Annotated in this window: 10 protein-coding genes; 6 read left to right on the plus strand and 4 right to left on the minus strand. The window is 73.6% G+C overall.

Translation table 11 applies throughout. From position 1 onward, the window contains the following. Positions 1–307: 307 nt before the first annotated feature. Positions 308–1,576 (minus strand): MFS transporter, encoded by a 1,269-nt coding sequence (locus JWP64_RS19725; protein ID WP_297499284.1) that lies wholly within the window; start codon positions 1,574–1,576, stop codon positions 308–310. A gap of 1,206 nt (positions 1,577–2,782) precedes the next feature. Between JWP64_RS19725 and JWP64_RS19730 the strand changes: the two genes are divergently transcribed. The 3 genes from JWP64_RS19730 to JWP64_RS19740 are packed head-to-tail and all read left to right on the plus strand — an operon-like array spanning position 2,783 to position 5,512. Then, positions 2,783–4,057: a GGDEF domain-containing protein gene (locus JWP64_RS19730; protein WP_297499286.1), complete on the plus strand. Its 1,275-nt coding sequence runs from the start codon at positions 2,783–2,785 to the stop codon at positions 4,055–4,057. A 43-nt stretch (positions 4,058–4,100) separates the two neighbouring features. Beyond that, positions 4,101–5,099 (plus strand): LLM class flavin-dependent oxidoreductase, encoded by a 999-nt coding sequence (locus tag JWP64_RS19735; protein ID WP_297499288.1) that lies wholly within the window; start codon positions 4,101–4,103, stop codon positions 5,097–5,099. 23 nt (positions 5,100–5,122) lie between these two features. Beyond that, positions 5,123–5,512 carry a nuclear transport factor 2 family protein gene (locus JWP64_RS19740; RefSeq protein WP_297499290.1) on the plus strand — a complete coding sequence of 130 codons (390 nt, stop codon included), beginning with the start codon at positions 5,123–5,125 and terminating at the stop codon, positions 5,510–5,512. Positions 5,513–5,602: 90 nt separating this feature from the next. Here the strand turns inward: JWP64_RS19740 and JWP64_RS19745 are convergent, their stop codons facing one another. Continuing rightward, positions 5,603–6,856, minus strand: a complete 1,254-nt coding sequence (locus JWP64_RS19745; RefSeq protein WP_297499292.1) for an alpha/beta hydrolase — start codon at positions 6,854–6,856, stop codon at positions 5,603–5,605. Positions 6,857–7,299: 443 nt separating this feature from the next. On the opposite strand from JWP64_RS19745, the gene JWP64_RS19750 reads away from it, so the two are divergent. Continuing rightward, complete coding sequence (locus JWP64_RS19750; protein WP_297499294.1) at positions 7,300–9,627, plus strand: transglycosylase domain-containing protein; 2,328 nt, start codon at positions 7,300–7,302, stop codon at positions 9,625–9,627. A gap of 39 nt (positions 9,628–9,666) precedes the next feature. Continuing rightward, entirely contained in the window at positions 9,667–9,879 is a 213-nt protein-coding gene (locus JWP64_RS19755) for a hypothetical protein (protein WP_297499296.1), read from the plus strand. On the opposite strand, the gene JWP64_RS19760 is transcribed toward JWP64_RS19755, so the two are convergent. Next, positions 9,876–10,568, minus strand: a complete 693-nt coding sequence (locus JWP64_RS19760; protein ID WP_297499298.1) for a nucleoside/nucleotide kinase family protein — start codon at positions 10,566–10,568, stop codon at positions 9,876–9,878. The genes JWP64_RS19755 and JWP64_RS19760 overlap by 4 nt on opposite strands. A gap of 81 nt (positions 10,569–10,649) precedes the next feature. Here JWP64_RS19760 and JWP64_RS19765 point away from each other — a divergent pair, with 81 nt between their 5' ends. Continuing rightward, a complete protein-coding gene (locus JWP64_RS19765) occupies positions 10,650–11,390 on the plus strand; it encodes a TipAS antibiotic-recognition domain-containing protein (protein ID WP_297499300.1) in 741 nt (246 codons plus the stop codon). A 7-nt stretch (positions 11,391–11,397) separates the two neighbouring features. On the opposite strand, the gene JWP64_RS19770 is transcribed toward JWP64_RS19765, so the two are convergent. Continuing rightward, complete coding sequence (locus tag JWP64_RS19770; protein ID WP_297499302.1) at positions 11,398–13,809, minus strand: SpoIIE family protein phosphatase; 2,412 nt, start codon at positions 13,807–13,809, stop codon at positions 11,398–11,400. Positions 13,810–14,047: the final 238 nt, after the last annotated feature.

The raw sequence follows: 14,047 nt of genomic DNA on the forward strand, positions 1-14,047 counted from the left end.
CGGTGCCGGGCACGACGTGCAAGTCGCTCGCGCTGCCCTACATCGGCCCGGACTCTCCGTCGACGCGGTGTCGGCCGCCTCCGTCCGACCCGGTGACGGAGCGCGCGACCCCACCCGGATGACCGCGCCCCCGGTCACGGAGGGCGAGACCCGGACGCCGGAGTTCATCCGCGAGTGGCTCCGCCGGTAGTGCACCCCACGCCAGGTATGTCCCTCCGCACACCGCTCGCCGCACCGCGGCGGACCGACCCCACCGGGCCGGCCAACCGCTCCTGGTGAGCCCCGGTCCGTCCCCCTCGGGACGGCGTCACGGCGTCGCGCAGTTCGCGTCGCCGTCGACCCGGTGTGCCGCGGAGACCTCACGCCCGCCGCGCGTCGCCCTCAGAGCCAGCGCGCCGGCGAGCCCACCCGCGCCGCACCCCGCGACCGCGACACCCGCCGACCAGACCTGAGCCAGCCCCCCGCAGACCAGGATGGCGAGCCCCTGCGCGGCGATCAGGCCGGACGCGGCCAGCCCCGTCGCGCGCCCGCGCATCGCACCTGGCGTCGTCCGGACGAAGACGGCCTGCGCCGGGACGAGGCTGATCGTGCACAGCGCCCCGGTCAGCCCCCACAACACGACGACGACCGCGACGTTCGGCGCGAACAGCGACGCCACGAGCGGCAGCCCCGCGAGCGCGGCCGCGGGGATGATCACGCGCTCCCGCCAGGCGTCGGGCACCCAGCGGCTCACGATCACCGCGCCGATCACGCTGCCCGCTGGGTCCGCCGCCATCAGGAGCCCGACGGCGGCGGGGTCGGCGCCGAGCTCGTCCGCGAAGGGCACGGCCAACGCCTCCGGCGCGACGTAGCAGCCGACGAGCCACACGGCGGCCGCCAGCGTCCGCAGGCCGGGATGGGTGAACACGGCTGCGGCGCCCTCGCGGATGTCGGCGGTGAAGGTCCGGAACCCGGCGGTGGCGTCGAGGCCGGAGCCGCGGGGCGGGGCGGGCCGGCGGCGCAGACCCAGCCGCACGACCAGGGCCGAGAGCAGGAACGTGCCGGCGTTGATCAGGATCGCGATCTCGGGGCCGATCAGGGTGACGAGGACGCCGCCGACCGCGAACCCGACGATCTGCGCGGTCTGGTTGGTGATCTGCCGGACGGCGAAGCCGCGTTCGAGCTCGTCGCCGTGGGACAGCACGTCCGGCAGGAGGGCGCCCTGGGCCGCGCTGTGCGGGGAGGCCAGCACCACGACGAGCACCAGCAGCGGGCAGAGCAGGGCGAACGGGAGCCCGGGCCATGCCAGGGGGAGGACGAGCAGCGCGCGCGCCGCGTCGGCGACGACCATGACCCGCCGGCGCGGGAGGCGGTCGGCGACCCAGCCGAGGAGCACCCCGCCGAGCAGGGCCGGTAGGAAGGTCAGCGCGTAGACGGCCGCGGCCCACGCCGCGGAGCCGGTCCGTCCGTAGACCAGGACGGAGAAGGCGACCCGGGCGAGCTGGTCCCCGGCCACCGACACGAGCTCGGCGACCCAGAGGGCGCGGAACTCGGGGTTGCGGAAGACGCTCGCAGCGTGGCCACGTCCGTGTCGCACGATCCCCCCGCCCGGGCACGCTCGATCCGGGGCCTCACGGCCCGCGGCCCAGCGTAATCATTCGAACTCGGAGCGTCCCGAGTTCCGGGAGATCGGAAGAGTGGTCGGGGAACGCGGTGCACGGCGACGGCGCGGGCAGCCGGGAACGGGAGGACGGGTACGGCGGGCGGTTCGGGGCTCACCAGGCACGATTTCGCACGACGGACTCCTCGTCGGTGGTACGGATCGACGGCGTTCACTGCGGTTCTCACCAGGCGCGGTTGCGCATCTGCTCTCCTCCTCCGGCGGACGTGGCCCCTACGGAACCTCGATCTCGTGATCTTCCTCACCATGCACGGTTACGCACGTCGTTCCCCTCCTCTTCATCACGGCGGTCTCGGTCCTCTCACCAGGCGCGATTGCGCATTCCGTCCTCCTCTCCTGCTGCAGGCGACGAACTGTCCGGGTCACCAGGCTCGGTTGCGCACGGTCCCTCCCTCTCGTGTTCGGTCCGACTCGGACGACGTCTCACCAGGCGCGGTTACGCATGTCCTGCCCTCCCCCTGACACTCCATATGTTTCAACGATCAACCAGGCGTGAGGTGACTCGGGTCACCAAGTTCTGTTTCGCATGGCCTACTCCTCCGGGTGGTGACGGCGACACGGGACCTCGTCCTCACCAGGCGCGGTTACGCATGAGTGGGTCCCCTCTCCTCGCTCCGGCGGTGGTCGTCGTCCTCACCAGGCCCTGTTGCGCATGCGCTGCGCTCCCCTCTTGGCAGCCCACGACGTCGTCGTTGCCGGTCCGACCCGAACACCGGTCCACCCGGCGCGGTCGCGCACGACGGCCTCCTCCGACCCGAAAAAACGTTCCGTGACCGACGGACGGCCGTCACCAGGCACGGTTGCGCACAACGAAGCTCCCTTCCCGGGCTCGACGGGGCGGTCGCGAGACGGCACGATGGCTCTCCGAACGCAGTCGTGCCGGGGTGGCCGGCAAGCTTCAGGCCGCCCATGACACGACGAACCACTCCCCACGATCGTGACCCTGCGTAGTCAGCGGTCGCCGAGCCTCTACCTCTTCGGGGTATCAGGTTTCGGTGATCATGTGACTACTCTCGGGTCCTGCTGACATCAGTGTGCTGGACAGGAGTCGCTCCCTTGAGACAGTCACCTCGACGGAGGTGTGGCATCACCCGGTGGGCGGTATGGACTCAGTCCACCCGGGTGATCGCGGCTCTCACGATTGTCGAGTCGTGCGCCGCGGGTCTGGTGGTCACCACGGCGATCGCCTTCGACCCGTCGGCGTCCGCTGTCCTCCTGGGTCTGCTGCTCGCGGTCACCGGCATCGCGCACACCGAGATCGCGACGGGTGTCGAGCGCGCGCGCCGCCGGGTGGGCGAGAAGTCCTACACCGACCTCAGCACCATCTGGACCTTCGCCGCCGCCGTCCTGCTCCCCCCGGCCGTCGCGACGGCCGCCGTGGTCGTCATCTACACGCACCTCTGGTTCCGGGTGTGGAAGCCGGCGCGCTTCCCCCTCTACCGGCACGTCTTCACCACCTCGACGGTCCTGCTCGCCGTCCGGGCCGCGCACGAGATCGTGCTGCGCGCCGCGGCCCCCGGAATGTCGCTGGCCGGGCTGGCCGGGCTCGCCGTGCTGCTGCTCGCCGCGGCGGCCTACGCCACGGTCAACAGCGCCCTGATCGCCGCCGCGGTGGCCGCGAACGACCCGCAGGCCCGGCCGACGGACCTGTTCGGGCACCTCGACGACATCATGGTCGAGGTCGCGACGCTCTGCCTGGGGGCGATGCTCGCCCTGACGCTCACCATCTCGTGGTGGTTCGTCCTCCTCGCGTTCCCGCCGATCCTCGTGCTGCAGCGGGCCGTCCTGGTCCGCGAGCTGGCCGCGGCCGCCTCGACGGACGGCAAGACCGGGCTGCTCACCGCGGCGGCCTGGAACGTCCGCGCCGGCCAGGAGCTGCGCCGCGCGCGCCGCGGCAGCACCCCGTTCGCGCTGCTCGTGCTGGACCTGGACCACTTCAAGAACGTCAACGACACCCACGGCCACCTCGCCGGGGACCGCGTCCTGGCCGCCGTCGCCGGCGCGGTGCGGGACGAGGTGCGCGGGAACGACCTCGTCGGCCGGTTCGGCGGCGAGGAGTTCGTCGTCCTGCTGCCCGGCCTGCCCGGGGACCACCCCGTCGGCGGCCTGCGGATGGTCGCGGAGCGGATCCGGATCCGGGTCGAGCACCTCGACGTCCCGATCGAGACGCCCGACGGCCCGCTCTCCATCGCCAACCTCAGCATCAGCGCCGGCGGGGCGATCGTGACGCCCGAGGCGTCGACGACGATCGAGCAGGTCCTGAGCCTCGCGGACCGTGCGCTCTACGCAGCCAAGGGCGCGGGCCGCAACGCCGTCCGGATCGCCGGGCACCCGGTCGCCGGGCCTCGGATCGACAGCCCGGCCCTGGAGCCCGAGCGGTCCGCCGAGGACCGCTGACCGTTCCGGGAAGAAACGACCGGTACGGACCGTTGCGCAAGGCGTGGTACCTCTCTCCGTCCTCGACCTCGTGCCCGTCGGCTCCGGCTCGTCGGCGACCGACGCGCTCGCCGGCAGCACGCGGCTCGTCCGCCGCGCCGAGGAGCTCGGCTTCCACCGCTACTGGGTGGCCGAGCACCACGCGATGCCCGGCATCGCCAGCTCCTCCCCCGCGGTGCTGATCGCGCACCTCGCGGCCCACAGCTCCAGCATCCGGCTCGGTTCCGGCGGCGTCATGCTGCCCAACCACCAGCCGCTGGTGATCGCCGAGCAGTTCGGCACGCTGGAGGCGCTGCATCCCGGCCGGATCGACCTCGGCATCGGTCGCGCCCCCGGAACGGACCAGCGCACCGCGCGCGCCCTGCGCCGCGGCCAGGCTCCCGACCAGGGCGTCGACGACTTCCCCGAACAGCTCGCGGAGCTCTCGGCCTACTTCCGCGGCGACGCGCCGGTCATCGCCGTCCCCGCCGTGGGGAACGCGCCCGCGATGTGGCTGCTCGGGTCGAGCGGCTACAGCGCGCAGGCCGCGGGCATGCTCGGCATCCCGTTCGCCTTCGCGCACCACTTCAGCTCCGAGAACACGCTGCCCGCGCTGGACCTCTACCGGCGCACGTTCCGCCCGTCGCCCACGCTCGACGAGCCCTACTCGATGATCGCCGCGAACGTCCTGTGCGCGGAGACCGACGAGGAGGCGATGCGGCTGTCCATGCCCGGTGCGATGTCCTTCCTCAACCTGCGGCTCGGCCGTCCGGGCCTCATGCCCAGCCTCGCCGAGACCGAGGCGCACCAGTGGACGGAAGCCGAGCGGGCCTTCGTCGACGACCGGCTGTCCCAGCAGATCATCGGCTCGCCGGAGACAACCCGGAAGGGCATCGAGGAGCTGCTGGACCGCACCGGGGTGGACGAGCTGATGATCACCACGCAGACGCACTCGCCGGACGACCGGATCCGTTCGTACGAGCTGGTCGCGGACGCGATGGGAGTTGCGCCGCTGTCCCGGTGAGCCGGCTGTGTTGTGATGCTCGCGTGAGCACCGACAACGCTGTTGCCCGCTTCCGCCTGGCCGTCGAGGCCGGGCAGCCGGACGCCGCGGCGGACCTCTTCGCGCCCGACGCCGTCTTCCACTCCCCGATCGTGCACAAGCCGTACGAGGGCCGGGAGGCGCTGCGCGCGATCCTGCGGGCGGTCGGGCAGGTGTTCGAGGACTTCCGCTACACCGACGAGTTCGACGGCGTCCCGGGCACGCTCGGGCACGTCCTGGTCTTCCGGGCCCGGATCGGGGACCGCGAGCTCGAGGGCGTGGACATCCTGCGCACCGACGACGAGGGCACGCCCACCGAGCTGACCGTCATGGTCCGCCCGTATTCGGCCGCCACCCTGCTCCGGGAGCGGATGTCGGCGCTCCTGTCGGGCTGAGGCCCGGCTCCGCGGTTCGCGGCAGAGATTTCCGGCGGCCGTTCCACTCGTGTGGCTCCTGATGCGAGTGGGCCGGCCGGGCAAGCACGGTCAGGCACGTGCCGGGACGGTTCGCGCCCCGGTCGACGCCAGGTGGCGGCGGTGGACCACGGTCAGGAACCGGTGGACCGCCGTCGCCGTGTGCGCCGTCCGCCGGGTCGGCCACGCGTCGAAGGCGTGCTGGGCGTTCGGTAGTTCGGCGTAGCAGACCGGCGACCGGCTGATCCGGCGCAACGCGGCGACGAACCGCCGGGACTGCCCGACCGACGCGATCGTGTCCGTGTCACCGTGGATCACGAGGAAGGGCGGCGCGTCCGGGGTGGCCCGGTGCACCGGGGAGGCCTGCCGGTAGCCGTGCTCGTCGTCCATCGGGGTGGTCGTGAAGACCTTGCCCTCGAGCAGCGCGAACAGCCCGTTCTCGTCCGCCGTGAAGTCGTGCACGCCGTAGAACGGGACCGCGGCCGCGAGCGTGGTGTCCGCGCCGGTGAAGCCCGGCTGGAACCCCGGGTCGTTCGGGGTCGTCGCCGCCAGCGCGCAGAGGTGCCCACCGGCCGAGCCCCCGCTGATCGCCACGAACTCCGGGTCCCCGCCGTACTCGGCGATGTGGTCGTGGATCCAGGCGATGGCCCGCTTCACGTCGACGATCATCGACGGCCAACGCTCACCCGGCCCGAGCCGGTAGTCGATCGAGACACACACCCAGCCGCGCTCCGCGAGGTACGCCATCAGCGGGCGCGCGTCGCCGGCCTTGTCCCCGAAGGTCCAGCCGCCGCCGTGCACCTGCAGCAGCACCGGTGCCCCGCGGCCACCGGACCTCCGGATCGACGGGTCGGCCCAGATGTCGAGCAGCTGGACGGGGAGCTGGCCGTACGGCACGTCGACGGCGACGCGGTAGCGCGCCGGTGCGGTGCGCCACTCCCGCAGCCGGCGCGCGAGCGGGGGCACGGGCTCGGCGGGCGGAATCTCGTCCGGGTCTCCATCGAGCTGCAGCAGGGCGTCGTCGAGGACGGCGGCCGACCGTTCCGCGTCACCGCGCATCCCGGCGATGCCGGCCGCGGCCACCGCGTTCAGGGCCGCGGCCGCGTAGCCGAGCGGCGTCCGGGTGGCGAGCGCCGCGAGGCCCACGGTCCCGAACACCGCGCCGGTGGGGCCGGGCGCCTCCGACGCCGGCAGGCACGGCGCGACCTGCCCGATCGAGAGGGGCCAGCGGGTGATCACCGGCCTGCGCGCGCCGACCGCCGCCGCGACCCCGAGCGCGCCCACCGCCGCGGCGGCCCCGCCCAGCACTCCTGCGATCCGACCCACGTGCGCACCCTCCCTGTCGTCCGCGCTCCCGGCCACGCGAGAACCGGGCCGACCCTACGCGGGGCCGATCACCTCCGGAGGGCCCGGACCTTCCCCGCCCGTCGTCACCCGACGTGATCATGGCTCCCCCACGGCGGCCGGTCCGCACGGGCTCGATACCGACGTTCGGGTGATCTGAGCGGCACCCCCGCACCGCACTCCCGCACCCGGCCGTTGACCTCGTGTCAGGCGGTGCGAAGGGCCGAACGGCGTGACGACATCCGCCGTACGGTCGACACCGGAACGTGAAAGGGGGCGACTCGGTGCCAGAGAACCGCGGTCCCGTGCCTCCCCGGGTTCCGCGCCAGGCCCCGTCGTCGCGCTCCGGGCGCCGCGGCGCGACGCGCCCCACCGGAGTCGGCTGGTGGCAGACCCCGAAGCCGGCCGCCGCGAAGCGTCACTCTGTGTCCACCATCCCGGCGCTCCGCCCGCCGTCGTCGAGTGGTGGGGAGACCCCGACCGGCGACGAGCCGACGGTCGCCACGGCGGCGGTCACCCCGGCGTCGGCCACCGCGTCCCGTCCCGGCCCGCAAGGCCCGCTCGACCTGCTGCGCCGGGCCCTCGGGGACCGCCCGACCTCGCAGCACCGCCGCCCGCTCACGCCCGAGCAGCGCACCGCGCGCCGGCGCAGGCGGATCAGGTTCGGCGTCCTCGGCGGGATCGCGTCGGTCGTCCTGCTGCCGCTGCTGATGCTCGGGTTCGGCTGGCTCTTCTTCGCCGTCCCGACCCCGGACGAGGCCGTCAACAACCAGGTCGCCCTGATCTCCTACGCCGACGGCAGCCAGCTCACCCGCCTCGTTCCGGAGCAGGGCAACCGGACCAAGGTCGCCACCGAGCAGATCCCCGTCCCGGTGCGCAACGCCGTGCTCTCCGCCGAGGACCGCAGCTTCTACTCCAACCCCGGCTTCGACTTCTCGGGGATCGCCCGGGCCGCGTGGAACCAGCTGCGCGGCGGCGTCGGCGGCGGGTCGACGATCACCCAGCAGTACGTGAAGAACGCGCTGGTCGGGGACCAGGTGTCGATCTGGCGCAAGTACAAGGAACTGATCATCTCGCTGAAGGTGTCCCAGCAGAAGTCCAAGGACGAGATCCTCACCGACTACCTGAACACGATCTACTTCGGCCGCGGCGCCTACGGCATCCAGTCCGCGAGCCAGGCCTACTTCGGCAAGAACGTCGCGCAGCTCACCGCGCCCGAGGGCGCCCTGCTCGCCGGCGTCATCCAGTCCCCGTCGCGCTGGGACCCGGCGCTGGACCCGGCCAAGGCCGTGCAGCGCTGGGACTTCGTGATGGACGGGATGGTGTCGCAGGGCTGGCTCTCCCCCGCCGAGCGCGCCGCCGCGACCTTCCCCGCCACCGCCCAGCGCCGCACCGGGTCCTCCGGCTCGTTCTCGGACAGCCGCGGCCACGTCGTCAACGCGGTGAAGGCCGAGCTGGACTCGCTCGGCATCTCCGACCAGGAGTTCTCCCAGGACGGCCTGCGGATCACCACGACGATCGACCCGGCCCAGCAGCAGAAGGCCGTGGACGCCGCGCACCAGACCCTCGCCGGGCAGCCCGGGAACCTGCGGTCCGCCGTCGTCGCGGTCGACCCGCGGAGCGGCGGGATCAAGGCCTACTACGGCGGGGACAACGGCGTCGGGCTGGACTACGCGAGGGTCCGCAAACAGCCGGGCTCGACGTTCAAGCCGTTCGTCGCCCTGGCCGCCCTGATGCACGATCCGCCGATCGGGCTCGGCACGACCTTCAACGGCAAGGAGCAGAAGGGCCTGCGCAACGCCGACGGCGCGGACTGTGCTCGCTGCGACGTCAAGCAGGCCATGACGATCTCCAACAACGTCGTGTTCACGACGCTGGCCGCGAAGGTCGGCCCGGACAGCGTGGCGGCCGCCGCCAAGGCCGCGGGCATCACGTCCCCGCTCGACGACCCGGACGCCCGCCTGGCGCTCGGCAACAAGGAGATCACCCCGCTCGAGCTGGCGTCGGCCTACGCCACGATCGCCGACGGCGGGGTCTGGCACTCCCCGCACGTCATCTCCAGCATCGTCACCTCGGACAACCGGGTGCTCTACCAGGCGCCGGAGTCCTCGGGCGAGCGCCGCTTCTCCGTGCAGGTGGCCCGCAACGTCACGGAAGCGATGCTCGGCGTCGCCCCGAACGACGGCCTCGAGCTGCCGGGGGACCAGCCCGTCGCGGCCAAGACCGGCACCGTCCAGTCCCGCTTCGACGGCGAGAACAACGACGCGTGGATGAGCGGTTTCACCCCGACCCTGTCCACGACGGTCTGGATCGGCACGGACATGAACTCTCCGATCCGCACGGCGTCCGGCCGGCCCATCGAGGGCGCGACGGTGCCGGGCAAGGTGTGGCAGCGGTTCATGTCCGACGCCGTGGAGGACGAGCCGACGAAGGGGTTCGGGACGTTCACGCCCATCGGTGAGGCCCCCTCGGAGCTGCCGCCGAACGCGCCGACGACCTCGGCCACCCCGACGCCGAGCGCCTCCGCGGAACCCTCGGTGCCGCCGTCGGGCAGCCAGGTCCCGCCGCCTCCGCCGCCGGATCCCGCCGCCCCGCCCGCGGACGAGTCGACGGCACCGGCGCCCGACCAGCAGGGCGACCCGTCCGAGGGGCGCACGCTGTTCGGCGGGAACCCCGGGACGACGACCACGACGCCGCCCGCCTCCGACGCCGAGCCGGGGCTGCAGGACTGCTCCACGACCCCCTGCGGCTGAGCTGTCGCCCTGCTCCGGTGCGCGGGTTACCGTTGCCGCGTGACCGGACCACGGCGCTTCGAGGTCGTCGCCTGGGCCTCGGAACGCAGGCTCGTGCTGTACGTCCCCGCGATCGAGGCCGCGACGAGCGTGCTGGACCTCCGGGACGCGGACGACGCCGCCCGCGAGCTGATCGCCGAGCTCACCGGCATCGACGCCACCGTGATCGAGTGCGACATCCAGCTCGGCCGGCCCGGGCGGCCGGTGCCCTAAGGCAGGGTGCCCGGAGGCGGGGTGCCGAGGTCCTCGAGCACCTCCGACGGCACGACGAGGTCCGCCCTCGCCCGCGTGGCCGCGACCCGCTCCGCGTTCGGCCCGTCCACGTCGTGCACCCACCGCCGCGCGAACCCCGGTTCCTTGCCGAACCGGACGTGCCGCGCGACCAGGCGTTCCTCGCGGACGTCCTCGGCCAGCCCACAGAACCAGACCTCGTCCAGCGCGCCGGCCACGTCCGGCCACGGGGGCTCGTCGAGCAACAGGTAGTTGCCCTCGGTCAGGATCACCCGGGCCGCGGCGGGAACGCCGATCGCCCCGGCCAGCGGCTGCTCCAGCTCCCGCTCGAACGCCGGCGCGTAGATCATCGGTTCGTCGTCCGCGCGGATCCGGCGCAGCAGCGAGAGGTAGCCCGCGCGGTCGAAGGTGTCCGGTGCGCCCTTCCGGTCCCGGCGGCCCAGCCGGACCAGCTCGGCGTCTGCCAGGTGGAAGCCGTCCATCGGCACGTGCGCGACCCACTCGCCCGGCGGGTGCCCGGCGGGCGGGACCGGCCGCAGCGCGGCGGAGAGCTCCTCGGCGAGGGTGGACTTCCCGGCGCCGGGCGGGCCGGTGATGCCGAGGATCACGCGGGCCGTCCCGTCCCCGACACGGTCCCGCACCCGGGCCACGAGTCCGTCGAACGAGAGCACGGTCCGACCTTACGGGCCCGCAGGGTTGCGGTTGACGTAGCGTCAACTCCTACCGTTCCTCTCGACGGAAGGGAGGCGGGCATGCGCTGGTCGACGGCCGAGGTGGCCAGGCTCGCGGGCGTCAGCTCACGGACGCTGCGGCACTACGACCACGTCGGGCTGCTGACGCCGACCGGGCACGGGCGCGGGGGCCTGCGGTTCTACGACCGCACGCGCCTGCTGCGGCTGCAGCACATCCTGCTGCTGCGCGAGCTCGGGCTCGGCCTGCCGGACATCGCCGGCGTCCTCGACGGCACCACCGACGAGGTCGAGGCGCTGCACCGGCACCACGAGCGCCTGCTCTCCGACGCCGACCGGCTCCACCGGCTGGCGGACACCGTCGCCAAGACCATCGAGGAGAAGGAAGGGGGAACGATCATGGCGACCGAGGACATGTTCGACGGCTTCACCCACGACCCGTACGCCGAGGAGGCGCGGGAGCGCTGGGGGGACACGGCGGTCGAGGCGCAGCGGCGCGCGGCGGACCGGAGCCCGCAGGAGCAGTCGGCCATCAAGCAGGAGGGCGACGCGGTCCACGCCCGCCTGGCGGCGGCGAAGCGGGCCGGTGCAGCGATCGACGCCGCGGAGGTTCAGGAGGCGGTCGCGGCCCACCACGCGTGGGTCAGCCGGTTCTGGACGCCGGACGGCGAGGCCTACGCCGCCCTGGGGCGGATGTACGTCGACGACGAGCGGTTCACCGCGACGATCGACGCGCACGAGCCCGGCCTCTCCGCGTACCTGCACGACGCGATGGCCGTGTACGCGGAGACGTCCCTGCGCTGAGGCCCGGTCACAGGGCCCGCAGCGCGAGCACCACGACGTCGTCGCCGGTGTCCGCCTTGCTGCCCTGCACCACGTGGTCGCAGAACTCCGCGACGGGCATCCCGGCGGCCTGACCGGCCAGGTCCAGCAGGTCCTGGCCAGCCCGGTCGTCCGGGTCGTCGCGCCGTTCGAGCAGGCCGTCGGTGTAGAGCAGCAGCGTGGACCCGGGCGGCAGCTCGACCTCCTGGTCGTGCCGCAGCCGGTCCGGCTCGACGCCGAGCACGACGTCGACGACGCCCTCGACGAACCGCGCCGTCCCGTCCGGGGCGACGAGCACGGGCCGCGGGTGTCCGGCGTTGGACCAGCGGAACACCCTGGTCGGACGGCCGGGACCGGGCCGGGCCAGCACCCGGCCGTGGACGAGGGTCGTGAAGCGGGTCACGGCGAGCCTGGTCGAGACCCGGTCCAGCCGGCGCAGCACGTCCGACGGGTCGCCGTCGCTGTCGTAGGCGAGCGCGCGCAGCATGCTGCGGAGCTGGCCCATGGTCGCGGCGGCGGCCAGGTCGTGCCCGGCGACGTCCCCGACGGCGAGGGCGAGGTCCCCGAACGGGAGCCGGAACGCGTCGTACCAGTCCCCGCCGACCTCGAGCTCGGCCGCGGCCGGCAGGTACCGGGCGTCCAGCTCGATGCCGCCGATCCCGATCTCCGCCGCGGTCGGCGGCGCGGTCAGCATCGAGTCCTGCAGCGCGACGGACACCTCGCGGGTCTGCTGGAAGCGGCGGCCGTGCTCCACGGCCGCCGACACCCGGGCGGCCAGTTCCTTGACCAGCGCCAGGTCGTCGGCGGTGTAGGCGGCCCGGTCCCCGCAGCTGACGAACACCAGCGCAGCGACGACGTGCCCGCCGGAGAACACCGGCGCCACCAGCCGCGAGTTCATCCGCACGGCGACACACCACTCCAGCATCGCGTCGGTGCCCGGCCAGGAGTCCGCGCTCGGCGGCCCGGGGTCGAGCACCGGTTCCGTCGTCACCACCGAACGTGCGACGGGGTGCCCCGCCCCGAACACGAAGCGCGGCTCGTCGCCCGGCACGTGCGGCAGGCCCGCCGCGACCCGGGTCACCGAGCGGCGCCCGGTGACCCGGTTGGCGTGCAGGTGGTCGTCGTCGAGCAGGTAGACCCGGCACATGTCCGCGAACTCGGGGACGACGGCCTCGGCCAGGGCCGCCAGCTCGGTCTCGGGGTCCAGGGCCTGGTTCACCGCCAGGGTCGCCCCGGCGAGGATCTCCATCCGGCGCCGGGCCCGTACCTCGTCGTCGATGTCGTTCTCCGTGCCGACCCACTCGGAGAGGCCACCCTCGAGCAGGACGGGCACCGCGCGCTTGCGGAACCAGCGGTAGGTCCCGGACGCGGTCCGCAGCCGGTACACGTGCTCGAAGACCGCGTGGCTCCCGGGCTCGGCCAGGGCGTGTTCGACGGCGTGCAGCCACGCCTGCCGGACCGCCGCGCGGTCCTCCGGGTGCATCGCGTCGAGGAAACCCCAGCCGAGGTACTCCTCGGGGCTCTGACCGGTGATCGCCCGCAGCTCCGGGGCGTCCTCCTCGGCGCTCCCGTCGGCGAGCCGGATCCAGACCGCGGCCGTGGTCGCGTCCACCAGGCTCTGGTAGCGGCGCAGCGCCCGTTCCCGGCCCCGGGCGAGCTCGGCCAGCTCGGCGCGGTTGCGCTCGGACTCGGTGACGTCGGAGACCACGAGCCCGGCCCCGATCACCGAACCGTTCCGGCCGCGTACCGGATAGATGTTGAACAGCCAGGACTGCAGCGGTCCGGAGCCGCCCCACAGCCGGCCGGTCAGCGCGACGTCCAGCTGCGGCCGGCCGCTCCGCAACACCTCGCGGAGCAGGTCCGCGATGCGGTGCCCGGTCTCCCCGTGCAGCTCCTCGAGGGTGCGGCCGATGCGCTGGTCCGACGTGCCGCCGTCGATCGTCAGCACGGCGCCGTTGACCCGGCGGTAGCGCAGCTCGGAGTCGAAGTAGGCGAGCCCGACCGGGGCGTTCTGCCACAGCGCGTCGAGCAGGGAGAACGCGTCCGGCCCGACGAGGGCGTCCCCGACGTCCTGTAGGACCCCGACGACGGGCGCCCCGCCCGGACCGCCGGGGGCCGCGTGCACGTAGAGGGTGCGTCCGCTCGGCACCGCTGCCGGCAGGGGTGCGCTGAACCGGCGGCCGGCCGTCAGCTCGTCGAGCATGTGGCGGGCGCCGGCGGTGTCCACAGGCTGCCGGTCGTCGACGAAACCGTTGCGACCCAGCACGTCCGCGGCCGACCAGCCGGAGAGCCGCTCGGCCTCGGCGTTCCACAGGAGGACGGCGCCGTCGGCGTCCAGCGCGAACAGACCGACCGGGGCGTCGTCGACGACGCGCGAGGACAGCCCGTCGACCGATCCCACGACAGCCTCCCGTTCGACGGCGTCCCCCCGCCCGTCGGCGACATCGTAGGGGCGCGCCGGAACCCCTGAACAGCACCGGCGCTGGCGCGCCACCACCCGTCCGGGCCATCCTGGTCACGGGCCCGACGTCGATCTGGCGCCGCAAGGTTACCGTGGGTACGGACCGGGGCCGCCGCGCGGACCGGACGGGAAGGGGCTCGACGGGATGCGGACCACGCCGAGGAGCACGCCGACCGGG

The sequence above is a fragment of the Pseudonocardia sp. genome (assembly GCF_025465255.1).
Taxonomy (GTDB): Bacteria; Actinomycetota; Actinomycetes; order Mycobacteriales; family Pseudonocardiaceae; genus Pseudonocardia.

Excerpts from the sequence above, each read along its gene's own strand:
- JWP64_RS19765 (WP_297499300.1), top strand. The coding sequence starts at position 10,650 with ATGCGCTGGTCGACGGCCGAGGTGGCCAGGCTCGCGGGCGTCAGCTCA.